The organism is Pseudomonas sp. GW822-FHT02E03 (genome assembly GCF_058802325.1).
Genome location: NZ_JBXAOA010000012.1, coordinates 37,115 through 60,193, shown reverse-complemented (window position 1 = coordinate 60,193; position 23,079 = coordinate 37,115). Strand labels below are relative to the sequence as shown.

The window sequence follows — 23,079 nt, the reverse complement described above, 5'->3', positions numbered from 1 at the left end:
GAACCGTTAAACCGCGGCAGCGCCGCCGACGATTTCCGAGATCTCTTGGGTGATCGCAGCCTGACGCGCCTTGTTGTAGACCAGCTGCAAATCGCTGATCAAATCACCGGCGTTGTCGGTAGCGTTCTTCATCGCGATCATCCGCGCAGCTTGTTCAGCCGCGTTGTTCTCGACCACCGCCTGGTAGACCTGCGACTCCACGTAACGGACCATCAAGCCGTCAAGCAGCTCTTTGGCGTCCGGTTCGTACAGATAATCCCAGTGGTGCTTGAGTTCTTGATCCGGGGTTGCCACCAGTGGAATCAACTGCTCCACGGTAGGCGATTGCGTCATGGTGTTGATGAACTTGTTGGATACCACGGACAGGCGGTCAATACGGCCGTCCAGGTAGGCATCCAGCATCACCTTGACGCTGCCGATCAAGTCATTGATCGACGGCTCTTCACCCAGGTGGCTGATAGCTGCAACGACGTTACCGCCGAAGTTGCGGAAGAAAGCCGCACCCTTGCTACCCACTACACACAGATCAATCTCGACGCCGTTTTCGCGGTTTACCGCCATGTCCTTGACCAGGGCCTTGAACAGGTTGGTGTTCAAGCCACCACACAGACCACGGTCACTGCTCACCACAACGTAACCGACGCGCTTTACTTCACGGTCGATCATGAATGGGTGGCGATATTCCGGGTTGGCGTTGGCCAGATGGCCAATAACCTGGCGGATGCGCTCCGCGTAAGGACGGCTAGCAGCCATGCGCATTTGTGCCTTGCGCATTTTACTGACCGCCACTTTTTCCATGGCGCTGGTAATCTTTTGCGTGCTTTTGATGCTCGCAATCTTACTGCGAATCTCTTTTGCGCCTGCCATGTAACACCTATCAGGTTAGCAAGCGGGAGCCTTGCGGCTCCCGCTGCGGCTTACCAGGTTTGGGTGGCCTTGAACTTCTCGATACCGGCTTTCATGCCAGCGTCGATTTCGTCATTGAAGTCACCCTTCACGTTGATCTTCGCCATCAATTCGGCGTGATCGCGGTTGAAGAAAGCAATCAGCGCTTGTTCAAAGCTGCCGATCTTGGCGATTTCGACGTCAGTCAGGAACCCACGCTCAGCGGCATACAGCGACAGCGCCATGTCAGCGATCGACATTGGTGCGTATTGCTTCTGCTTCATCAGCTCGGTAACGCGCTGACCATGCTCAAGTTGCTTACGGGTCGCTTCGTCCAGGTCAGAAGCGAACTGGGCGAATGCCGCCAGTTCACGGTACTGAGCCAGAGCGGTACGGATACCACCGGACAGCTTCTTGATGATCTTGGTCTGAGCGGCACCACCCACACGGGATACCGAAACACCGGCGTTCACTGCAGGACGGATCCCGGAGTTGAACATGGCCGATTCCAGGAAGATCTGACCGTCGGTGATGGAAATCACGTTGGTCGGAACGAACGCGGAAACGTCGCCAGCCTGGGTTTCGATGATCGGCAGTGCGGTCAGGGAACCGGTTTTGCCGGTCACTGCGCCGTTGGTGAACTTCTCTACGTATTCTTCCGAAACGCGGGATGCGCGCTCCAGCAGACGGGAGTGGAGATAGAACACGTCGCCTGGGTAAGCTTCACGGCCTGGTGGACGGCGCAGCAGCAGGGAAATCTGGCGGTAAGCCACTGCTTGCTTGGACAGATCGTCATAAACGATCAGCGCGTCTTCACCGCGGTCGCGGAAGAATTCACCCATGGTGCAACCGGAGTATGGAGCCAGGAACTGCAGTGCTGCAGATTCCGAAGCGCTCGCCGCCACGACGATGGTGTTAGCCAGTGCGCCGTTTTCTTCCAGCTTGCGAACAACGTTGGCGATGGTCGATTGCTTCTGACCGATTGCTACGTAGACGCAGAAAATGCCGCTGTCTTTCTGGTTGATGATCGCATCGATCGCCAGAGCGGTTTTACCGATCTGACGGTCACCGATGATCAGCTCACGCTGGCCACGGCCGACAGGGATCATGGCATCGACAGCCTTGTAGCCAGTCTGTACAGGCTGGTCTACCGACTTACGCCAGATCACGCCTGGAGCAACTTTCTCGACCGCATCGGTCTCGGTGTTGTTCAGCGGACCTTTGCCGTCAACTGGGTTACCCAGTGCGTCGACTACGCGACCCAGCAGTTCCTTACCAACCGGAACTTCGAGGATGCGGCCGGTGCACTTGGCGCTCATGCCTTCAGCCAGAGACTGGTAGGAGCCCAATACAACGGCACCTACAGAGTCTTGCTCAAGGTTGAGAGCCATACCGAAGACGCCGCCCGGAAACTCGATCATCTCGCCGTACATGACGTCGGCCAGACCGTGAATCCGCACGATACCGTCAGATACGCTGACGACAGTGCCTTCGTTACGGGCTTGAGAGGTCACATCGAGCTTGTCGATGCGGCCCTTGATAATTTCACTTATTTCGGAAGGATTGAGTTGCTGCATTGCTCTGCTGCCCCTTCAAACTCAAGATTTCAATGCTTCGGCAAGGTTCGCGAGTTTGCCGCGAACCGAGCCATCGATAACCAGGTCGCCGGCGCGGATGACAATGCCCCCAATCAGGGATTTGTCTTCCTCGACTTGCAGGCGCACTTCCCGGTTGAGTCGTGCACTGAGAACCTTGGCGAGTTTGTCTTGCTGTTCTTGGTTCAATGCAAAAGCACTGGTCACTTCAACGTCTACCGACTTCTCTTGTTCAGCCTTGTACAGGTCGAACAGAGCGGATATCTCCGGCAAAAGCGGGAGACGGTCGTTTTCGGCAACGACGTTAATGAAGTTCTGTGCCTTGGCATCAAACTTGTCGCCGCACACGTCAATAAACGTGGCGGCCTTGTTTGCGCTCGTCAGTCGCGGGGCCTTGAGCACGCGCTGCATGGTGTCGTCTTGCGACACTGCTGCAGCCAGGCCGAGCATGGCTGACCAAGAGGCCAGTTGCTGGTGGGCCTGGGCGTGCTCGAAGGCTGCCTTAGCGTAAGGTCGGGCCAACGTGGTCAATTCTGCCATGATCGCCCTCGCTTAAATTTCAGCAGCCAGTTTGTTTACCAGCTCCGCGTGCGCGTTTTGATCGATTGTGGCACCCAGGATCTTCTCGGCGCCGCCGACAGCCAGTGCACCCAGTTGGGCACGCAGCGCGTCTTTGACACTGTTCAGTTCCTGCTCGATCTCGGCCTGAGCCTGAACCTTCACACGGTCAGCGTCGATACGGGCTTTTTCAACAGCCTCGTCAACGATCTGATTACCGCGTTTCTTGGCTTGCTCAATGATTTCAGCTGCCTGAGCTTTCGCTTCGCGCAGTTGCTGACCCACTTTCTCATGGGCCAACTCCAGGTCGCGAGCTGCTCGGCTGGCAGCGTCCAGTCCATCCGCGATCTTCTTCTGACGTTCGTGCAAAGCCGCGATGACCGGAGGCCACACGAACTTCATGCAAAACAGTACAAAAATGAAGAACGCAACGGATTGGCCAATCAGGGTTGCATTAATGTTCACGCCAACACCTCGCTCGTTCGTTGCACATCACACCAATCAACTCGAAGGTTCGAGTGATTAGCCAGCGAGTTGACCAACGAATGGGTTCGCGAAGGTGAAGAACAGAGCGATACCAACACCGATCATGGTTACGGCGTCGAGCAGACCGGCAACGATGAACATTTTAACTTGCAGCATTGGAACCATTTCTGGCTGACGCGCTGCGCCTTCCAGGAACTTGCCGCCCAACAGGCCGAAACCAATTGCGGTACCCAGTGCGCCCAGGCCGATCAACAGTGCAACAGCGATAGCGGTTAGACCAACTACAGTTTCCATCTTTCCTCCCGACTTTTACGTCGTATGGTTTAGGTTTTTTAGATTTTAAAGCGGTAAAACAAATCGTTTCATAGCCCTGTTCGGGCACCCACCCGTTTTACCGGGTGGGACATCAGACTAGTCGAGACTGGTCTTAATGGTTCTCTTCGTGCGCCATCGACAGGTAGACGATGGTCAGCATCATGAAGATAAACGCCTGCAGGGTGATGATCAGGATGTGGAACACAGCCCACGCCCACTGCAGAACTACGCCCAGGCCGCTAAGCCAGAGCAGACCGCTGCCGAACATCACAGCAATCAGAATGAAGACCAGCTCGCCGGCGTACATGTTGCCGAACAGACGCAGTGCCAGGGAAATTGGCTTGGCCACCAGCGTCACGAACTCCAGCAGGAAGTTCACCGGAATCAGCAGGGCTTGAACGAAGATGTTCTTGCTGCCGAACGGGTGCAGGGTCAGTTCGCCGATGAAGCCGCCGATGCCCTTGACCTTGATGCTGTAGAAAATGATCAACGCGAACACCGACAGGGACATACCCAGGGTCGCGTTCGGGTCAGTGGTCGGAACGGCACGGAAGACCAGGTGTGGGTCGCCGGTCATGATGGCAGCCAGCTTCGGAATCCAGTCGACCGGTACCAAATCGACGGCGTTCATCATGAACACCCAGACAAAAATCGTCAGCGCCAATGGTGCGATCAATGGATTACGGCCGTGAAAGGTATCTTTCACGCTGCCGTCAACGAACTCGATCAGAACCTCAACGAAGTTCTGCAGGCCGCCAGGCTGACCGGAAGTCGCCTTCTTTGCCGCCATGCGGAAAAGAAGAACGAAAATCAGACCCAACGCGACCGACCAGCCGAGAGTATCGACGTGGAAAGCCCAGAAGCCCATTTCTTTGGCTTCTGCTGCGGTATGGGCAAAACCCCACCCGCCAGTTGGGTGCTGACCGAAGGTCAGGTTCTGCAAGTGGTGCTGGATATAGCCCGAAGCGGTTGTCTCTGCCATGGTTGCCTCAAACGCCCTAAGGTCTCGAAAGTCTTGTTCTCATTAGCAGGGGAGCGAACCAGCTAACCAGTTGGGTCAGCACGAAGACGCCGAATACTGCTAACGGCGCCAGTGGCTTCACACCTGCAAACGTCAATGCAAACAGCACTGCCGTCAAAATCAGTTTGCCCGCCTCGCCGGCATAAAAAGACCGGACGATGGCTTGAGCTGCTCGGGCGCCGGAAAACCGAAATGCCCTGTGAGCAAAATAAATATTGGGAAGCAAGGCTATCAGGCCTCCGCAGAGTCCTGAGTACCCGGCAACGACTCCATGCCATTGCCAGAGCGCCAAAGCGGCAATCAGCAAAACGACAAATTGAGCCATTAACACCGGAAAAACTGCCAGGCGATGGAACGGCAAGCGGTCTGGCGTGCGGTTTTCCATCTCTTTTGCTCCCCAATGGCCGGCTGCCAGAATTCAATAACTTGGCATAATTTGTGCCGACAAAATGCGCGCAGAGTATAGGGGCGGTTCTGCCCCTATTCAACTGTCAGGTAGTGATTTCCGACTTCACGCTACATGAGGAATTGTTTCAGCGGATGTGTGCGAGCACACCTTGAAGCTCATCAAGAGAGTTGTAGCCGATCACTAGCTGCCCCTTACCCTTCTTTCCGTGGCGGATCTGCACCGCAGAGCCTAGGCGCTCGGCCAGACGCTGCTCGAGTCGGGCGATATCCGGGTCCGGTTTTGCAGGTTCCACAGGCTCCGGTTTGCCACTCAACCACTGGCGAACCAGTGCTTCAGTCTGGCGCACAGTCAGCCCCCGTGCGACAACATGTCGCGCCCCTTCAACTTGTTGATTTTCCGGCAAACCGAGCAAGGCACGGGCATGACCCATTTCCAGGTCGCCGTGAGACAGCATGGTTTTGATGACTTCCGGCAGCGAAATCAGGCGCAGCAGGTTGGCGACGGTGACGCGGGACTTACCCACAGCCTCGGCCACTTGTTGCTGAGTCAGCTGGAATTCCTGCTGCAAACGCTGCAAGGCCACCGCTTCTTCAATCGGATTGAGGTCTTCGCGCTGGATGTTCTCGATCAGCGCCATGGCGATGGCGGTTTCATCCGGCACATCGCGAACCATCGCCGGGATGGTTTCCTGGCCAGCCTGCTGGCTGGCACGCCAGCGGCGTTCGCCGGCGATGATTTCGAAGCGGCCGCTGCCGATCGGGCGAACCACGATCGGCTGCATCACGCCCTGGGCCCTGATCGACTGCGCCAGCTCTTCCAGCGCTTGAGGATCCATGTCCCGACGCGGCTGGTACTTGCCACGCTGGATCAGGTCCAGGGGCAGGTGCTGCAGCTCACGCTGGTCGGCTTGTACCGCTTGCTCTTCCAGCGAGCTGACAGTCGGACCACTCAGCAGTGCATCCAGTCCACGTCCGAGACCTCGTTTCTTGACGGCCATGGGGATTCCTTAAGTTGCCTGAGCAGCGGCGATGCGTGAGTTTTTGCGCTGACGGCGAACCATCTCGCCCGCCAATGCCAGATAGGCAATCGCGCCCCGCGATGATTTGTCGTACGCCAGCGCCGGCATGCCATAGCTTGGCGCTTCGGCCAGGCGGATGTTGCGTGGAATGACGGTGTCGTAGAGCTGATCGCCGAAGTGTTCCTTGAGCTGCGCCGATACGTCGTTCATCAGGCTCAGGCGCGGGTCGTACATGGTCCGCAACAGGCCTTCGACTTTCAGGTTAGGGTTCAGCAGTTCGGCAATGCGCTTGATGTTATCCACAAGGTCGCTCAACCCTTCGAGCGCGAAGTACTCGCACTGCATGGGGATAATCACCCCGTCGGCGGCAACCAGCGCATTGAGCGTCAACATCGACAGCGACGGCGGGCAGTCGATCAAAATGTAATCGTAGTTTTCACGGATCGGCGCCAACGCACTGCGTAGACGGCTTTCCTTCATCTGCATTTCCAGCAGAACCACTTCGGCCGCGGTCAGGTCGCGGTTGGCCGGCAGCAACTGGTAACCACCGTGCTCGGAATAATGCATGGCCTGGGCCAGATCGCATTCGCCGATCAGCAGGTCGTAGACCGAGTTTTCCAGGCCGTGTTTATCCACACCGCTACCCATGGTGGCGTTGCCTTGTGGATCGAGATCGATCAACAGCACCCGACGCTTGGTAGCGACCAGGGAAGCTGCGAGGTTGATACAGGTGGTGGTCTTGCCCACACCACCCTTCTGGTTCGCTATCGCGAATACCTTAGCCATTCTTGCTTGTGTTCCCAATCATGCCGTGCGGCGCAGTATCAGCAGATGGCGTTGGCCTTGGCAACCGGGTACGGCCAGGGCGTGTTCGCTATCGAGGTGGAAGTCTGCCGGCAATGCTACCAGCTCATCGGCGGGATGAACGCCCTTCATTGCCAGCCAACGTGTTTCGGCGTCGCCCAAATGGCGAGTCCAGTTGCTGAAGTTCTCCATGCTGCTGAACGCACGGGAAATGATCCCGTTGAATGGCAGTTCAGGCTGGAAGGCTTCGACGCGACTGTGGATAACTTGCAGGTTATCCAGTTTGAGTTCGAGTTTGACCTGGGTCAGGAAGCGGGTTTTCTTGCCGTTGCTGTCCAGGCAGGTCACTTGCGACTCGGGAAACAGGATCGCCAGGGGAATCCCTGGCATGCCGCCGCCACTGCCCACATCCAGCCAACGGCCGTTTTCGATGAAGGACATCACGCTCAGGCTGTCGAGCAAATGCCGTGAAACCATTTCGTCCGGATCACGCACGGCCGTGAGGTTGTAGGCCTTGTTCCATTTTATCAACAGGGCCAGATAACCCAGTAGCTGTGCATGCTGGGCGTCCGTCAGGTTGACACCGAGCTGGCGAGCACCTGTGGATAACTCTTCGGCGTGTTGCGAGGTGACCAACGAACTCAAGCGCTTTGCTCCAACTGACGGCCCGCGCCGCGTTTTTTCAAATGAATCATCAACAGCGAAATCGCTGCCGGGGTCACGCCCGGAATACGCGACGCCTGGCCCAGGGTCTCTGGACGGGTCGCGCCGAGCTTGCTCTGGATCTCTTTCGAGAGACCGGAGATGTTCGTGTAATCGATATCCACAGGCAGTTTGGTGTCTTCGCTGGCCCGCAGGCGCGCGATTTCATCCTGTTGACGATCGATGTAACCGGCGTATTTGGTCTTGATTTCGACCTGTTCGGCGACCTGTGGATCTTCTGCGCCCCCACCGGTCACGGCGATCAGACCAGCGTAGTCGATTTCCGGACGGCTCAGCAGGTTGAGCAAATTGTATTCGTGGGTCAGCGGCGTACCGAACTTCTCGGAAATCGCATCGCCCTGCTCGGTACCCGGGCGAACCCAGGTACTTTTCAGGCGTTGCTCTTCCAGATCGATGCTTTCGCGCTTCTTGCAGAACGCAGCCCAACGCACGTCATCCACCAGACCCAATTCGCGACCTTTCTCGGTCAAACGCAGGTCGGCGTTGTCTTCGCGCAGGATCAAACGGTATTCGGCGCGGGATGTGAACATCCGATACGGTTCCTGGGTACCCAGGGTAATCAGGTCGTCGACCAAAACGCCGATGTACGCCTCGTCGCGACGCGGGCACCAGGCATCTTTGCCCTGAGCGCGCAGTGCGGCGTTGGCTCCGGCCAGCAAACCTTGGGCGCCGGCTTCTTCGTAACCGGTGGTGCCGTTGATTTGCCCGGCGAAGAACAGACCGCCGATCACTTTGGTTTCCAGGCTGTACTTCAGGTCACGCGGGTCGAAGTAGTCGTACTCGATGGCGTAGCCCGGGCGAACGATGTGCGCGTTTTCCATGCCGCGGATCGATTGCACGATCTGCAATTGCACATCGAACGGCAGGGATGTGGATATCCCGTTCGGGTACAGCTCGTGGGTGGTCAGACCTTCCGGCTCGATGAAGACCTGGTGGCTTTCCTTGTCGGCAAAACGGTGGATCTTGTCTTCGATCGATGGGCAATAACGCGGACCGATGCCTTCGATCAACCCCGCATCGGAATACATCGGCGAACGATCAAGGTTCGCAGCAATGATTTCGTGGGTACGGGCGTTGGTGTGGGTAATCCAGCAGCTGACCTGTTTCGGATGCTGCTCTTTGGAGCCCATGAACGACATCACCGGAATCGGCGTATCCCCCGCTTGCTCGGTCATCACCGAGAAATCCACAGAGCGACCGTCGATACGCGGCGGTGTACCGGTTTTCAGGCGACCGACACGCAATGGCAGTTCACGCAGACGATGAGCGAGGGCAATCGACGGCGGGTCACCGGCGCGGCCGCCGGAATAATTCTGCATGCCGATGTGGATAAGTCCACCGAGGAAGGTGCCGGTGGTCAATACCACGGAATCTGCAAAGAAACGCAGACCCATTTGGGTGACAACACCGCGCACTTGTTCCTGCTCGACGATCAGGTCGTCAGCAGCTTGTTGAAATATCCACAGGTTCGGCTGGTTTTCCAAAGCTTCGCGGACAGCGGCCTTGTACAGAACCCGATCTGCCTGAGCGCGGGTTGCACGCACGGCTGGGCCTTTGCGGCTGTTCAATACGCGAAACTGAATACCACCTTTATCGGTAGCCATGGCCATCGCGCCGCCCAGGGCATCGATTTCTTTAACCAAATGGCTTTTGCCGATACCGCCAATGGCTGGGTTGCAACTCATGGCACCGAGGGTTTCCACGTTATGCGTCAGCAACAGGGTTTTTGCCCCCATACGTGCTGACGCCAGTGCTGCCTCGGTACCGGCATGACCGCCGCCGATGACGATCACTTCAAAACGGGAAGGGAAATCCACCACGCACCTCGTGCCTGCTTCAGTCAGGTAATCCGGAAATAGTTTGAGCTCAGGTTTTTGGACCTGGTCGGCAAGTATAGGGACTTCGCCCTTCCTAAAGAACCCTTTGCACAAAATTTAACCAGCTGTGGAGAAGTCGGGGTTATAGAAATTAAAAAGAGAGAAATTTATTAAATCTTTGTTTTTATGTTTATTTCTACTGAGCCACCTTTCTGTGGATAGATTGGTACAGCCCTTTATTTTCAATGTGTACAGAGATTCAAAACCCTGTGGTCATGTACCAAGGAGGCCCTTGGATAACCGGTGTAAGCCTGTGGATGAAAGGGATGGTTATCCACAGAGGGGATTATCTTCAGTTTTTAGGCCCTGTTATCAACTGCCCTTAGCGGCACTTATTCACAGGGCTTAATCCACAGAAAAGCCGTCGAATGAGCAAATCCCGGGCAAGGGGAATCCGCTCAAGCGAAGAATCTGCTCGGCACTGGGGAAAAATTTCAGGAAAGGAGAGAACAGACAGGCCCGAATGGCCTGTCTGTGAACGGCTGAAGGGACTTATTTACCGATACAGAAGCTGGAAAAGATCCTTCCCAGCAGATCATCAGAGCTGAATGCTCCGGTGATTTCGCCCAAAGACTGCTGCGCCTGTCGCAAATCTTCGGCCAGCAACTCACCGGCCCCCGCTAATGTCAGCTGCGCACGGCCATGCTCGAGGGATGCGCTCGCATGACGCAGTGCCTCCAGGTGACGTCTGCGAGCACTGAAGCTGCTTTCGGACGTCTGCTCGTAACCCATGCAGGCCTTGAGGTGCTCACGCAGCAACTCCAGGCCTTCACCGGCAGACCTCGCACTGAGGCTGATCGTAACGTGGCCATCGTTGCTGACTTCCAGGGCAATCGCTTCCCCCGTCAGGTCAGCCTTGTTGCGGATCAGCGTAACTTTCGCCGGGTCCGGGCGGGTTTCGAGGAATTCAGGCCACAAGGCAAAGGGATCAAGGGCCTCGGGAGCCGTGGCATCGACCACCAGCAATACCCGATCTGCCTCGCCGATGGCTTTCAATGCCCGTTCGACGCCAATTTTCTCCACCTGATCATCGGTATCGCGCAGGCCGGCAGTGTCAACCACGTGCAACGGCATGCCATCGATGTGGATATGTTCGCGAAGAATGTCCCGGGTAGTACCGGCGATCTCGGTCACGATCGCAGCTTCACGTCCGGCCAAGGCATTCAGCAGGCTGGACTTGCCGGCATTCGGCCGGCCGGCGATCACCACGGTCATACCGTCGCGAAGCAAGGCCCCTTGCCCGGCTTCACGCAGTACTGTGGATAATTCGTCGCGCACTTTGTCGAGCATGCTCAGGACATGACCGTCGGCGAGGAAGTCGATTTCTTCTTCGGGGAAGTCGATGGCTGCTTCGACGTAAATACGCAGGCCTATCAGTTGCTCAGTGAGGTTATGCACACGCTGGGAAAACGCACCCTGCAACGAACGCAGGGCGTTTCGTGCTGCCTGTGCAGAACTTGCCTCGATCAAGTCGGCAATCGCTTCGGCCTGAGCCAGATCGAGCTTGTCATTGAGGAAGGCGCGCTCGCTGAATTCCCCCGGCCGGGCCAGACGACAGCCCAGTTCCAGACAACGTTTGAGCAGCATATCCAGAACGATCGGCCCGCCGTGGCCCTGCAGCTCAAGCACATCTTCGCCGGTGAACGAGTTCGGTCCCGGGAAATAAAGCGCGATGCCTTCGTCCAGCACCTCTTCGTTTGCACTGAGGAACGGGCCGTAATGGGCAAACCGCGGTTTCAATTCACGGCCGCTGATGGCTTTGGCCGCCAGACTCGCCAGCGGCCCGGAAATACGGACGATGCCCACCCCGCCGCGACCTTGAGCGGTGGCGACGGCAGCGATGGTTTCACGAGGAACGCTCATAAACCGGTATCCAGACAAAAGTGACAGATAGCAAAACGCCCCACTAGGGGGCGTTTTGAGTGGTTATCCACAGAGTAAGTTACGCCTCGGCTTTTTTGGTAGCCGCTTCGATCTTACGCGTGATGTACCACTGTTGGGCAATCGACAATACGTTGTTCACTACCCAGTACAGTACCAGACCCGCCGGGAACCACAGGAAGAAGAAGGTGAAGATGATTGGCATCATTTTCATGACCTTCGCCTGCATCGGATCCGGAGGAGTCGGGTTCAACTGCTGCTGGATGAACATGGTTGCACCCATGATGATCGGCAGAATGAAGAACGGATCCTTGATCGACAGGTCAGTAATCCACAGCATGAACGGCGCCTGGCGCATTTCCACGCTTTCCAGCAGAACCCAGTACAGCGAAAGGAAAACCGGCATCTGCACCAGGATTGGCAAGCAGCCACCCAGCGGGTTGATCTTCTCTTTCTTGTACAGCTCCATCATGGCTTGCGACATTTTCTGCCGGTCGTCGCCATGTTGCTCTTTCAGCGCGGCCAGTTTCGGTGCCACTGCACGCATGCGCGCCATGGATTTGTAGCTGGCAGCCGACAGCGGGAAGAAGATCCCCTTGATCAGCATGGTCAGGAAGATGATCGACCAGCCCCAGTTACCGACCAGCGCGTGGATATGTTGCAGCAACCAGAAGATTGGCTGGGCAATGAACCACAGAATGCCGTAGTCGACGGTCAATTCCAGACCTGGGGACAACTCTTTCAGGACAGCCTGGCTTTTCGGACCTGCGTACAGAACGGCGCTGGTCTCGGCTTTTGCACCTGGCGCAACAGTCATTGCCGGGGCGGTGTAGCCGATGATGTAGTTGCCTTTGCTGTCTTTACGGGTCTGGACGATGTTGTTTTCGCCCTTGACCGGAATCCACGCCGTCACGAAGTAGTGCTGCAACCAGGCAACCCAACCACCAGTGACGGTTTCTTTCAGCTGAGCCTTGTCCATGTCGCTCATCGACACTTTCTTGTACGGCTCGTTACTTGTCCACAGGGCGGCGCCCAGGTAAGTCGCGGTGCCGGTGGCGGTGCTGGAAGAAGGATCGGAGCTGGCATCACGCTTCAATTGCGCGAACATTGCACCAGACCAGGGCTGAGCGCTCTGGTTGTCGATCAGGTAGGTAACGGTTACGTCATACAGGCCACGTTTCAGCGTGAAACGCTTGATGTAGTTGACACCGTCCTTGCTGAACTTCAGGTCTGCGACCAATTGGTCTTGACCGTCAGCCAGTTGATAAATCTTCTTTTCGGAGGAGTAAACCGGACGACCGGCAGGACTGGCGTCCGGACCGTTGGTGCCGATCAGGCCACTCTGAGCCAGATAAGTCCGCTCGTTGCCGTTATCAAACAGCTGGAATGGAATTTCCGGATGATCCTGGCGACGTGGATACAGCGGCAACGTCAACTGGGCAACATCACCACCTTGTGGGTCGATTGCCAGGTTGAGCACATCCGTTTTGATCTGGATGAGGTCTTTGCTTGCAGCTACTGGTGTTTCAGCAGGTGCAGTTGCACTGGTATCGCTTGTGGCGCGTGGAATGTCGTCACTGACAGAAGCATTATTGCCAGTCGCCGTATCCGGTAGGCCCGGTGCGGTAGTACTGGAAGCAACATTCTGAGTCGGCAGGGCAGCCTGGCCATAGTCCTGGTTCCATTTAAGGACCATAACGTAGGACACGATTGCCAGGGCGACGATCAGGATCGTGCGTTTGATATCCATGATTACTCGGCCATCGAAGAAGAACGGGAGGTAGGGATAGATGGAACCGGGTCATAACCACCGGGATTCCACGGATGACAGCGACCTAAACGACGAAAGGTCAGCCAGCCACCGCGCAGAAGGCCATGATTTTCTATGGCTTCATACGCGTAGCAGGAACAACTGGGGTAGAAACGACAGTGACTGGCCATCAGGGGACTGATGGCATAGCGATAAAACTGGATCGGAACGAGTGCCAGTTTACGCATCGGTACTGTCTACCCCTACAGTTTCGGTTTTGACTGCTGGTACCGGCTTGCTGCGTGCCAGACGTTTCCAGAGTTTGTCGAAATGCTGAATCAATTCGGGGCTTTCTACGTCACCCAAACCTTTGCGCGCGACGATAACAATGTCCCAACCGACCAGTAAATCCTGGTTCAGGCGAAACGATTCGCGCATCAGACGTTTGAGGCGATTGCGCTCGACGGAGAGCTTTACGCTCTTTTTCCCGATAACCAGCCCGAGACGGGGGTGATCAAGATCGTTATTGCGCGCAAGGAGCAGGAGATTTTTCCCCGGAACCTTGCCGGTAGGGGAGTCAAAGACTGCCTTGAAATGCCGGGGAGTAAGCAGACGCTTTTCCCGACTGAAGTCCTGACTCACCTCCAGTGCCGGCTTATCAAACTGCCAGACGCGCACGACCTTTGGCGCGACGACGCGACAGAACGGCACGACCGTTCTTGGTAGCCATGCGAGCACGGAAACCGTGGGTACGAGCGCGTTTGATAGTGCTTGGTTGGAAAGTACGTTTCATTGTCGTGTTACCTGGTTCGTCCACAACGGGCCGGAATGGCCCCCGTTTTAAGAGACCGGGGATTCTAGAGAAAGCAAGCCTCTAGGTCAATTTCCAACCAGCGTTTCCTTATAAATAGATCTCCAGACGATTTGCTCGCCGACGGTCGTTCGCTAGATATAGAAATAAAGAAGGGAATTATTTAAAGCTTTTCTGTAAAGCTTATAAAAGCTAGGGCCACGTTCATCTGTGGATAACTAGCTTCAGGCCTTCTAAACCGTGATGTACAGAGAAGGACAACTACGGTGGAAAACGGTGGTCAGCCTGTGCTGCGCTGTCGGATAAGCTGTGTGTGGAAAGGCTTGTTATCCACAGGCAGGTTATCCACCGAGTTTCGCCCCCACTTGTCCAGTGCCCTCATGGGCGGTTATCCACAGAGCTTATGCACATACCGTTGGTCTTCTTTTCCAGGGTTAACGCATTGATAAATCATGTCCTGTGCGCAACCTGCATGTGGATAAGTGGACGTCTGGTCGCTACAATGACCGCTTGTTTTTGCCTCACCGGCTTTCAACTTAGGGGATATCCGTGTCAGTGGAACTTTGGCAGCAGTGCGTTGAGCTTTTGCGCGATGAGCTGCCTGCCCAACAATTCAACACTTGGATCCGTCCACTACAGGTCGAAGCCGAAGGCGACGAGCTGCGTGTCTACGCGCCGAATCGTTTTGTTCTCGACTGGGTCAATGAAAAGTACCTGGGCCGCGTCCTTGAACTGCTGGATGAGCATGGCAATGGCCTGGCGCCGGCGCTTTCCTTATTAATAGGCAGCAAACGCAGTTCGGCGCCGCGTGCGGCACCCAATGCCCCGTTGGCCGCTGCAGCGTCCCAGGCTCAGGCCGCTCAAGCGCCTGTCAGCGCTCCGGCGCCAGCCCCGGCAGCAGCCTCGACCAAACGTGCGACACAAAAAGTAGCCGAGGTCAGTGAAGAGCCGTCCCGCGACAGCTTCGATCCAATGGCCGGTGCCAGCTCGCAACAAGCCCCGGTTCGCTCCGAACAGCGTACGGTGCAGGTCGAAGGCGCACTCAAGCACACCAGTTACCTGAACCGCACCTTTACCTTCGAGAACTTCGTCGAAGGCAAGTCCAACCAACTCGCCCGGGCTGCGGCCTGGCAGGTGGCGGACAACCCCAAGCACGGCTACAACCCGCTCTTCCTTTATGGCGGTGTCGGCTTGGGTAAAACCCACTTGATGCACGCTGTGGGTAACCACCTGTTAAAGAAGAATCCGAATGCCAAGGTTGTGTACCTGCATTCCGAGCGTTTCGTTGCAGACATGGTCAAGGCCTTGCAGCTGAATGCGATCAACGAGTTCAAGCGCTTCTACCGCTCGGTGGATGCGTTGCTGATCGATGACATTCAGTTCTTCGCCCGCAAGGAACGTTCCCAGGAAGAGTTTTTCCACACCTTCAACGCCCTGCTTGAAGGTGGCCAGCAGGTCATTCTTACCAGTGACCGCTATCCGAAAGAAATCGAAGGCCTTGAAGAGCGCCTGAAGTCACGTTTCGGCTGGGGCCTGACGGTTGCCGTCGAGCCGCCGGAGCTGGAAACCCGCGTGGCGATCCTGATGAAAAAGGCCGACCAGGCCAAAGTCGATCTGCCACACGACGCGGCGTTCTTCATTGCCCAGCGTATTCGCTCCAACGTCCGTGAACTGGAAGGCGCGCTCAAACGCGTGATCGCCCACTCACACTTCATGGGCCGCGACATCACCATCGAGCTGATTCGCGAATCCCTGAAAGACTTGTTGGCGCTGCAAGACAAGCTGGTGTCTGTGGATAACATTCAGCGCACCGTCGCCGAGTATTACAAGATCAAGATCTCCGACTTGCTGTCCAAGCGTCGTTCACGCTCGGTAGCACGTCCGCGTCAGGTCGCCATGGCGTTGTCCAAGGAACTGACCAACCACAGCCTGCCGGAAATAGGCGATGTGTTTGGCGGCCGCGACCACACGACTGTTTTGCACGCCTGCCGCAAGATCAACGAGCTTAAGGAATCCGACGCGGACATCCGCGAGGACTATAAGAACCTGCTGCGTACACTGACTACTTGATGAACACCAGCGCAGCTTATTAAGGCAAGGGACTAGACCATGCATTTCACCATTCAACGCGAAGCCCTGTTGAAACCCCTGCAACTGGTCGCAGGCGTCGTCGAGCGCCGACAGACCTTGCCGGTGCTCTCCAACGTGCTGCTGGTTGTCGAAGGCCAGCAACTGTCGCTGACCGGTACCGACCTGGAAGTCGAGCTGGTCGGTCGTGTGCAACTCGAAGAGCCTGCGGACCCGGGTTCCATCACTGTGCCTGCGCGCAAGCTGATGGACATCTGCAAGAGCTTGCCCAACGATGCGCTGATCGACATCAAGGTCGATGAGCAGAAGCTTGTGGTGAAGGCCGGCCGTAGCCGCTTCACCCTGTCGACCCTGCCAGCCAATGACTTCCCGACGGTGGAAGAAGGCCCAGGCTCGCTGACCTGCAGCCTTGAGCAAAGCAAACTGCGTCGTCTGATTGAACGCACCAGCTTCGCGATGGCGCAGCAGGACGTACGTTACTACCTCAACGGCATGCTGCTGGAAGTCTCGGCCGGGATCATTCGCGCCGTGGCCACCGACGGTCACCGTCTGGCCATGTGTTCGATGCAGGCCGATATCGGTCAGCCGGATCGTCATCAGGTGATCGTACCGCGCAAAGGTATTCTGGAACTGGCGCGTCTGCTGACCGAACCGGACGGCAACGTCAGCATCGTGCTGGGCCAGCACCACATTCGCGCCACCACCGGCGAGTTCACTTTCACCTCGAAACTGGTCGACGGTAAATTCCCTGACTACGAGCGTGTTCTGCCTAAAGGCGGCGACAAGCTGGTACTCGGCGATCGCCAAGCCTTGCGTGAAGCATTCAGCCGTACCGCGATTCTGTCCAACGAGAAGTACCGTGGCATCCGTCTGCAACTGGCCAATGGTCAGCTGAAGATCCAGGCGAACAACCCGGAGCAGGAAGAAGCGGAAGAAGAAGTGGGCGTTGAGTACAACGGCGGCTCTCTGGAAATCGGCTTCAACGTGAGCTATCTGCTTGACGTACTGGGCGTGATGACCACCGAGCAGGTTCGCTTGATCCTGTCCGACTCCAACAGCAGTGCGCTGGTACAAGAGTCCGACAACGACGACTCGGCTTACGTTGTCATGCCGATGCGTCTGTAAATATGCTCAGCAGAACCTAGATGTCCTTAAGTCGCGTCTCGGTCACCGCGGTGCGCAATCTGCACCCGGTGACCTTCTCCCCCTCCCCCCGAATCAACATTCTTTACGGCGCCAACGGCAGCGGCAAAACCAGTGTTCTGGAAGCCATTCATCTGCTGGGGCTTGCCCGTTCGTTTCGTAGCAGCCGTCTATTACCCGTCATTCAATACGAGCAATTGGCGTGTACTGTGTTTGGCCAGGTCGAACTGGCCGAGGGTGGACACAGCGCGTTGGGGATATCTCGTGACCGGCAGGGTGAGTTCCAGATCCGCATCGATGGGCAGAACGCGCGAAGTGCTGCGCAACTGGCAGAGATCCTGCCGTTGCAGTTGATCAACCCGGACAGCTTCCGCCTGCTGGAAGGTGCGCCGAAGATTCGCCGACAGTTTCTCGACTGGGGTGTGTTCCACGTGGAACCCCGATTCATGTCCACGTGGCAGCGCTTGCAGAAGGCCTTGCGCCAGAGAAACTCTTGGCTGCGACATGGTACACTTGACGCCGTTTCGCAAGCGGTTTGGGACAGGGAACTGTGCCAGGCCAGCGCTGAAATAGATGAATACCGCCGCGCTTACATCAAAGCCTTGAAACCAGTCTTTGAACAGACCTTGAGCGAACTGGTTGAGCTTGAGGGCTTAACGCTCAGCTATTACCGAGGCTGGGACAAAGACCGTGAGTTGAGTGCAGTGCTCGCCGGGTCCCTTCAACGGGATCAGCAAATGGGTCATACCCAAGCCGGACCACAACGCGCTGATTTGCGTCTTAGATTGGGCGCACATAACGCCGCGGACATCTTGTCTCGTGGCCAGCAGAAGTTGGTGGTCTGCGCATTGCGGATCGCCCAAGGGCACTTGGTTAGCCAGGCCCGTCGCGGTCAGTGTATTTATCTGGTGGATGACCTGCCGTCCGAACTGGATGAGCACCACCGTCGCGCGCTTTGCCGCTTGCTGGAAGACTTACGCTGCCAGGTCTTTATTACCTGTGTAGATCACGAATTATTGAGGGAAGGCTGGCAGACGGAAACGCCAGTCGCTCTGTTCCACGTGGAACAGGGCCGTATCACCCAGACCCACGACCATCGGGAGTGAAGGCATTGAGCGAAGAAAATACGTACGACTCAACGAGCATTAAAGTGCTGAAAGGCCTGGATGCCGTACGCAAACGTCCCGGTATGTACATTGGTGACACTGACGATGGCAGTGGTCTGCACCACATGGTGTTCGAGGTGGTCGATAACTCGATCGACGAAGCTTTGGCCGGCCATTGCGACGACATCAGCATTATCATCCACCCGGACGAGTCCATCACCGTTCGCGACAACGGTCGTGGCATCCCGGTAGACGTGCACAAAGAAGAAGGCGTCTCGGCGGCCGAGGTCATCATGACCGTGCTGCACGCCGGCGGTAAGTTCGACGACAACTCCTACAAGGTATCCGGCGGTCTGCACGGTGTAGGTGTGTCGGTGGTGAACGCACTGTCCAAAGAACTGATCCTGACCGTTCGCCGCAGCGGAAAAATCTGGGAACAGACTTATGTCCACGGTGTTCCGCAAGAGCCGATGAAAATCGTTGGCGAAAGCGAAACCACTGGCACCCAGATCCACTTCAAGCCTTCGGCTGAAACCTTCAAGAACATCCACTTCAGCTGGGACATCCTGGCCAAGCGGATTCGCGAACTGTCCTTCCTCAACTCCGGTGTCGGCATCGTCCTCAAGGATGAGCGCAGCGGCAAGGAAGAGTTGTTCAAGTACGAAGGTGGTCTGCGTGCGTTCGTTGAATACCTGAACACCAACAAGACTGCGGTCAACCAGGTGTTCCACTTCAACATCCAGCGTGAAGACGGCATCGGCGTTGAAATCGCCCTGCAGTGGAACGACAGCTTCAACGAGAACCTGTTGTGCTTCACCAACAACATTCCACAGCGCGATGGCGGTACTCACCTGGTGGGTTTCCGTTCCGCACTGACGCGTAACCTGAACACCTACATCGAAGCTGAAGGTCTGGCGAAGAAGCACAAAGTTGCCACCACCGGTGACGATGCCCGCGAAGGCCTGACAGCGATCATTTCGGTAAAAGTGCCGGATCCCAAGTTCAGCTCCCAGACCAAAGACAAGCTGGTGTCTTCCGAAGTGAAGACCGCGGTCGAACAGGAAATGGGCAAGTACTTCTCTGACTTCCTGCTGGAGAACCCGAACGAAGCCAAGCTGGTCGTCGGCAAGATGATCGACGCGGCACGTGCGCGTGAAGCAGCGCGCAAGGCCCGTGAGATGACCCGCCGCAAAGGCGCGCTGGACATCGCCGGCTTGCCGGGCAAACTGGCTGACTGCCAGGAAAAAGACCCTGCCCTTTCCGAACTGTACCTCGTGGAAGGTGACTCTGCTGGCGGCTCCGCCAAGCAGGGACGCAACCGTCGCACCCAGGCCATCCTGCCGCTCAAGGGCAAGATCCTGAACGTGGAGAAGGCACGCTTCGACAAGATGATCTCTTCGCAAGAAGTGGGCACCTTGATCACCGCGTTGGGCTGCGGCATTGGCCGCGACGAGTACAACATCGACAAGCTGCGTTATCACAACATCATCATCATGACCGATGCTGACGTCGACGGTTCGCACATCCGTACCCTGTTGCTGACCTTCTTCTTCCGTCAGTTGCCGGAGTTGATCGAGCGCGGTTACATCTACATCGCTCAGCCGCCGCTGTACAAGGTCAAGAAAGGCAAGCAAGAGCAATACATCAAAGACGACGACGCCATGGAAGAGTACATGACGCAGTCGGCCCTGGAAGACGCGAGCCTGCACCTGAACGAAGAAGCCCCGGGTATCTCCGGTGAAGCTCTTGAGCGTCTGGTGAATGACTTCCGTCTGGTGATGAAGACCCTCAAGCGTTTGTCGCGCCTGTACCCGCAGGAACTGACCGAGCACTTCATCTACCTGCCAGCGGTGAGCATGGAGCAACTGTCCGATCACGCAGCGATGCAGGATTGGATGGCTCAGTTCGAAGTTCGCCTGCGCACCGTCGAGAAATCCGGCCTGGTTTACAAAGCCAGCCTGCGTGAAGACCGTGAACGTAACGTCTGGCTGCCAGAGGTCGAGCTGATCTCCCACGGCCTGTCGAACTACATCACCTTCAACCGCGATTTCTTCGGCAGTAACGATTACAAGACTGTTGTGTCGTTGGGCGCTCAATTGAGCACCTTGCTGGACGACGGCGCGTATATCCAGCGCGGCGAGCGCAAGAAGCCGGTCACCGAGTTCAAGGAAGCCCTTGAATGGCTGATGGCTGAAAGCACCAAGCGTCACACCATCCAGCGCTACAAAGGTCTGGGCGAAATGAACCCGGATCAGCTGTGGGAAACCACCATGGACCCAAGCCAGCGCCGGATGCTCAAAGTGACCATCGAGGACGCCATTGGCGCGGACCAGATCTTCAACACCCTGATGGGTGATGCGGTCGAACCCCGTCGTGACTTCATCGAAAGTAACGCCTTGGCGGTTTCCAACCTGGACTTCTGATCCGGCAGGACCGCTAAAATAAAAAAGGCCAACGCTTAGCGTTGGCCTTTTTTATTGATCGTCGAAAGGTCGTCATTCGCTAGCAGTGGCCACGCTCTCGAGCCGATACCCATACCCGTAAATCGTCAGCAGCTGCCAACCGCGATCGGCCGTCAGGCCCAGCTTGTTGCGCAGGCGATAAATATGAGTATCCAGCGGGCGGGAAGACGCTATTTCTTCATGGGTCCAAAAGCGCTCATACAAGTATTCGCGGGACAAAGGTCGGCCCAGATTGGCGAACAGGCAGCGGGCGAGACGGTATTCCCGTTCGGTCAGGTTGATGGGGGTGGTGGCGCGGGTGACGGTGAGTTCGGCGTCGTCGAATTCGAGGTCATTGAAGGTCAGTATTTCGGTGGCTGCCGCGCGTTGCAGCCCATGCCGACGAAGCACCGCGCTGACTCGAGCCATCAGCTCATTGGGACGAAACGGTTTGCTCACGTAATCGTCGGCCCCGGCGTTCAACGCCTGGACGATATCGCTTTCGGTATCGCGACTGGTGAGCATGATCGCGGCCGGTGGCACGTCCATGTGTTCACGGGTCCAGCGCAACAAAGCCAGACCGCTGATATCGGGCAGTTGCCAATCGAGGATCAGCAGGTCGAAGGTCTCCCGCCGAAGTTGCCGTAGCAAGTCCTCTCCCCGCTCGAAGCTATGCAACGTCCACACCTGCTCTCCCGCTACGGGGATCTGTCGCAGTGTCTGTTCCACCCGGCGCAGTTCAGCGGGCTCGTCATCCAGTATTGCGACACGCATGCCGAGTGTTTCCTTCATCTCGTTAGTGCAAAGTGAAACTTCCTACGGGAGTTTAGGCTGATTGATCGAATCTGAACAATTGTGGCGAATTGCTGCGAAGGTCATTTATGCCGGTAAATTCGTTGTCGCTGAGCGGCACAGGGGCATTGGGATGTGCTCCGGCGCAGGGAGCGCCAAGTCACTTTGCAGGCCCGTCGATTGCCGGTTTTCGGCGGTACCCTGCTCAGGGGAAACACACGGAGTGCCTGCTCGGTTCCGACACAGGGATGTGTCATCTCCAATATCCTTTGCTCCCATGGCTATCTGCCAGAGCGTCCGCTCAGGTATCGTGCGTCAAATACTTGTGTGCGTTATCCGGCGTGATTTTCATCAGAGCATAAAAAGCCAATCCATGAACCCCATGACCTTATTGCTCCCACGCCGTTCTGGCGTCTGTCTTTTACTGATGGCTGGCCTGACGGGATTGTTCGGCCAGAGTGCATCAGCAGCTGTCGCCTCGGCAAAACGTCTGTCTTATATCGATCAAAACCAACAATGCCGTGGTCAACCGCTGCCGGCGACTGTCGAGCATCTGACCGGCGAAGCCTGGAAGCTGGATGCCAAAGGCAAGCAGACGCCACTGCAGGAAGGTATGTCGATCGACGAGCAGGAAGGGGTCAAAACCTCGCCCTCGGCGTTTGTCAGCCTGTCCCTGGGTGATGGCTCGCGGGTGGTGTTGCCCTCCAGTTCCCATATCACCCTGCATCTCAATGAAGAACATTCGATCCCTCAGGTCATTCTTGAGCAGGGCCAGGTTGAGTCGTATGTGATCAAACGTCCCAGCGACCATGATCGCTTTCAGATCGTCACGCCGGTCGGTGTACTGGGCGTACGAGGCACGCACTTTCGGGTGCGCAACGATGACGGTGGCGAGGCGCTGCTGGAGGTTCTGAACGGACACGTGGCGGTCAACCGTGATGAGGAAACGTCGGGCTCCCGCCCTGCCCGGTCGGCTGCCAAACGGACTCAGAGCCCTGAAGACGAGGTCCAGGTCATGGCCCGCCAGGGTTTGCGTATTCAGAAACAAGGCACGCTGACGCCAATCGACTTGCTACCTGCCCCACGTTTGTTGGGGCAGGCCGGTCAGACGGGGAATGTGCCTGTCTGGCAATTGATCATGAAACCCATCGAAGGGGCCACGCGTTATCGGGCGCAAGTGGCTACCGACGCAGCCTTTCTGGACATCAAGCAAGAGCAGTTTTCCAGCACGCCAGAGGTCAAATTCAGCGGGCTGAAAGCGTTTTTCTACCATGTTCGCCTGTCGGCCTATGACGCTCAGGGGTTAGAGGGAGAGACCGGGGTGTATGACATTTTCTATTACCCCAGGACCACGCGTGTCCAATAGCGCCCTGGCC

22 protein-coding genes are annotated in these 23,079 nt (G+C 56.7%); 5 read left to right on the top strand and 17 right to left on the bottom strand.

The annotated features are described in order from the left end of the window. Positions 1 to 6 precede the first annotated feature (6 nt). The 16 genes from atpG to rpmH all read right to left on the bottom strand — a co-directional run bounded on the left by atpG (position 7) and on the right by rpmH (position 14,115). Positions 7 to 867, bottom strand: coding sequence for a F0F1 ATP synthase subunit gamma (gene atpG / locus AC1RQB_RS11730; protein ID WP_007903034.1), 861 nt, complete (start codon positions 865 to 867; stop codon positions 7 to 9). 50 nt (positions 868 to 917) lie between these two features. Continuing rightward, positions 918 to 2,462 carry a F0F1 ATP synthase subunit alpha gene (gene atpA, locus AC1RQB_RS11725; RefSeq protein WP_007903032.1) on the bottom strand — a complete coding sequence of 515 codons (1,545 nt, stop codon included), beginning with the start codon at positions 2,460 to 2,462 and terminating at the stop codon, positions 918 to 920. A 21-nt stretch (positions 2,463 to 2,483) separates the two neighbouring features. After that, on the bottom strand, positions 2,484 to 3,020 hold the full coding sequence (locus AC1RQB_RS11720) for a F0F1 ATP synthase subunit delta (protein WP_007903030.1): 537 nt from the start codon (positions 3,018 to 3,020) through the stop codon (positions 2,484 to 2,486). A gap of 12 nt (positions 3,021 to 3,032) precedes the next feature. Beyond that, on the bottom strand, positions 3,033 to 3,503 hold the full coding sequence (locus AC1RQB_RS11715) for a F0F1 ATP synthase subunit B (protein WP_063342029.1): 471 nt from the start codon (positions 3,501 to 3,503) through the stop codon (positions 3,033 to 3,035). A gap of 57 nt (positions 3,504 to 3,560) precedes the next feature. Continuing rightward, positions 3,561 to 3,818: a F0F1 ATP synthase subunit C gene (gene atpE, locus AC1RQB_RS11710; RefSeq protein ID WP_002555987.1), complete on the bottom strand. Its 258-nt coding sequence runs from the start codon at positions 3,816 to 3,818 to the stop codon at positions 3,561 to 3,563. A gap of 133 nt (positions 3,819 to 3,951) precedes the next feature. Then, a complete protein-coding gene (gene atpB / locus AC1RQB_RS11705) occupies positions 3,952 to 4,821 on the bottom strand; it encodes a F0F1 ATP synthase subunit A (protein ID WP_008073640.1) in 870 nt (289 codons plus the stop codon). A 16-nt stretch (positions 4,822 to 4,837) separates the two neighbouring features. Beyond that, complete coding sequence (locus AC1RQB_RS11700; protein WP_007903021.1) at positions 4,838 to 5,245, bottom strand: F0F1 ATP synthase subunit I; 408 nt, start codon at positions 5,243 to 5,245, stop codon at positions 4,838 to 4,840. 148 nt (positions 5,246 to 5,393) lie between these two features. Further along, positions 5,394 to 6,266 carry a ParB/RepB/Spo0J family partition protein gene (locus AC1RQB_RS11695; RefSeq protein ID WP_007903018.1) on the bottom strand — a complete coding sequence of 291 codons (873 nt, stop codon included), beginning with the start codon at positions 6,264 to 6,266 and terminating at the stop codon, positions 5,394 to 5,396. 9 nt (positions 6,267 to 6,275) lie between these two features. Further along, positions 6,276 to 7,073 (bottom strand): ParA family protein, encoded by a 798-nt coding sequence (locus AC1RQB_RS11690; RefSeq protein WP_008007890.1) that lies wholly within the window; start codon positions 7,071 to 7,073, stop codon positions 6,276 to 6,278. Between the two features lie 18 nt (positions 7,074 to 7,091). Next, positions 7,092 to 7,736, bottom strand: a complete 645-nt coding sequence (gene rsmG / locus AC1RQB_RS11685) for a 16S rRNA (guanine(527)-N(7))-methyltransferase RsmG (protein WP_007903014.1) — start codon at positions 7,734 to 7,736, stop codon at positions 7,092 to 7,094. Then, positions 7,733 to 9,631 carry a tRNA uridine-5-carboxymethylaminomethyl(34) synthesis enzyme MnmG gene (gene mnmG, locus AC1RQB_RS11680; protein ID WP_063342028.1) on the bottom strand — a complete coding sequence of 633 codons (1,899 nt, stop codon included), beginning with the start codon at positions 9,629 to 9,631 and terminating at the stop codon, positions 7,733 to 7,735. Before mnmG ends, rsmG begins: the two co-directional genes overlap by 4 nt. A 552-nt stretch (positions 9,632 to 10,183) precedes the next feature. Further along, positions 10,184 to 11,554, bottom strand: a complete 1,371-nt coding sequence (gene mnmE / locus AC1RQB_RS11675; protein WP_008073644.1) for a tRNA uridine-5-carboxymethylaminomethyl(34) synthesis GTPase MnmE — start codon at positions 11,552 to 11,554, stop codon at positions 10,184 to 10,186. 79 nt (positions 11,555 to 11,633) lie between these two features. Next, positions 11,634 to 13,322, bottom strand: coding sequence for a membrane protein insertase YidC (gene yidC, locus AC1RQB_RS11670; RefSeq protein WP_063342027.1), 1,689 nt, complete (start codon positions 13,320 to 13,322; stop codon positions 11,634 to 11,636). 2 nt (positions 13,323 to 13,324) lie between these two features. Next, positions 13,325 to 13,570 carry a membrane protein insertion efficiency factor YidD gene (yidD, locus tag AC1RQB_RS11665; RefSeq protein ID WP_052966011.1) on the bottom strand — a complete coding sequence of 82 codons (246 nt, stop codon included), beginning with the start codon at positions 13,568 to 13,570 and terminating at the stop codon, positions 13,325 to 13,327. Then, positions 13,563 to 13,964 carry a ribonuclease P protein component gene (gene rnpA / locus AC1RQB_RS11660; RefSeq protein ID WP_032830545.1) on the bottom strand — a complete coding sequence of 134 codons (402 nt, stop codon included), beginning with the start codon at positions 13,962 to 13,964 and terminating at the stop codon, positions 13,563 to 13,565. The genes yidD and rnpA overlap by 8 nt, the downstream gene beginning before the upstream one ends. A gap of 16 nt (positions 13,965 to 13,980) precedes the next feature. After that, complete coding sequence (gene rpmH, locus AC1RQB_RS11655) at positions 13,981 to 14,115, bottom strand: 50S ribosomal protein L34 (RefSeq protein ID WP_003213577.1); 135 nt, start codon at positions 14,113 to 14,115, stop codon at positions 13,981 to 13,983. Positions 14,116 to 14,682: 567 nt separating this feature from the next. On the opposite strand from rpmH, the gene dnaA reads away from it, so the two are divergent. Genes dnaA through gyrB form a run of 4 tightly spaced genes read left to right on the top strand, consistent with a single transcriptional unit; the run spans position 14,683 to position 20,893 of the window. Beyond that, a complete protein-coding gene (gene dnaA, locus AC1RQB_RS11650) occupies positions 14,683 to 16,203 on the top strand; it encodes a chromosomal replication initiator protein DnaA (RefSeq protein ID WP_008007897.1) in 1,521 nt (506 codons plus the stop codon). Positions 16,204 to 16,242: 39 nt separating this feature from the next. Continuing rightward, on the top strand, positions 16,243 to 17,346 hold the full coding sequence (gene dnaN / locus AC1RQB_RS11645) for a DNA polymerase III subunit beta (RefSeq protein ID WP_007903001.1): 1,104 nt from the start codon (positions 16,243 to 16,245) through the stop codon (positions 17,344 to 17,346). Between the two features lie 20 nt (positions 17,347 to 17,366). Continuing rightward, positions 17,367 to 18,470 carry a DNA replication/repair protein RecF gene (gene recF, locus AC1RQB_RS11640; protein WP_008007898.1) on the top strand — a complete coding sequence of 368 codons (1,104 nt, stop codon included), beginning with the start codon at positions 17,367 to 17,369 and terminating at the stop codon, positions 18,468 to 18,470. Between the two features lie 5 nt (positions 18,471 to 18,475). Then, entirely contained in the window at positions 18,476 to 20,893 is a 2,418-nt protein-coding gene (gene gyrB / locus AC1RQB_RS11635) for a DNA topoisomerase (ATP-hydrolyzing) subunit B (protein WP_007902994.1), read from the top strand. A 72-nt stretch (positions 20,894 to 20,965) separates the two neighbouring features. Here gyrB and AC1RQB_RS11630 read toward each other — a convergent pair whose 3' ends face one another. After that, the gene (locus tag AC1RQB_RS11630) at positions 20,966 to 21,685 is read right to left on the bottom strand and encodes a response regulator transcription factor (protein ID WP_063342026.1); all 720 of its coding nucleotides are present in this window, start codon (positions 21,683 to 21,685) and stop codon (positions 20,966 to 20,968) included. 445 nt (positions 21,686 to 22,130) lie between these two features. On the opposite strand from AC1RQB_RS11630, the gene AC1RQB_RS11625 reads away from it, so the two are divergent. Continuing rightward, on the top strand, positions 22,131 to 23,069 hold the full coding sequence (locus AC1RQB_RS11625; protein ID WP_241824502.1) for a FecR family protein: 939 nt from the start codon (positions 22,131 to 22,133) through the stop codon (positions 23,067 to 23,069). The last annotated feature ends 10 nt before the right edge of the window (positions 23,070 to 23,079 follow it).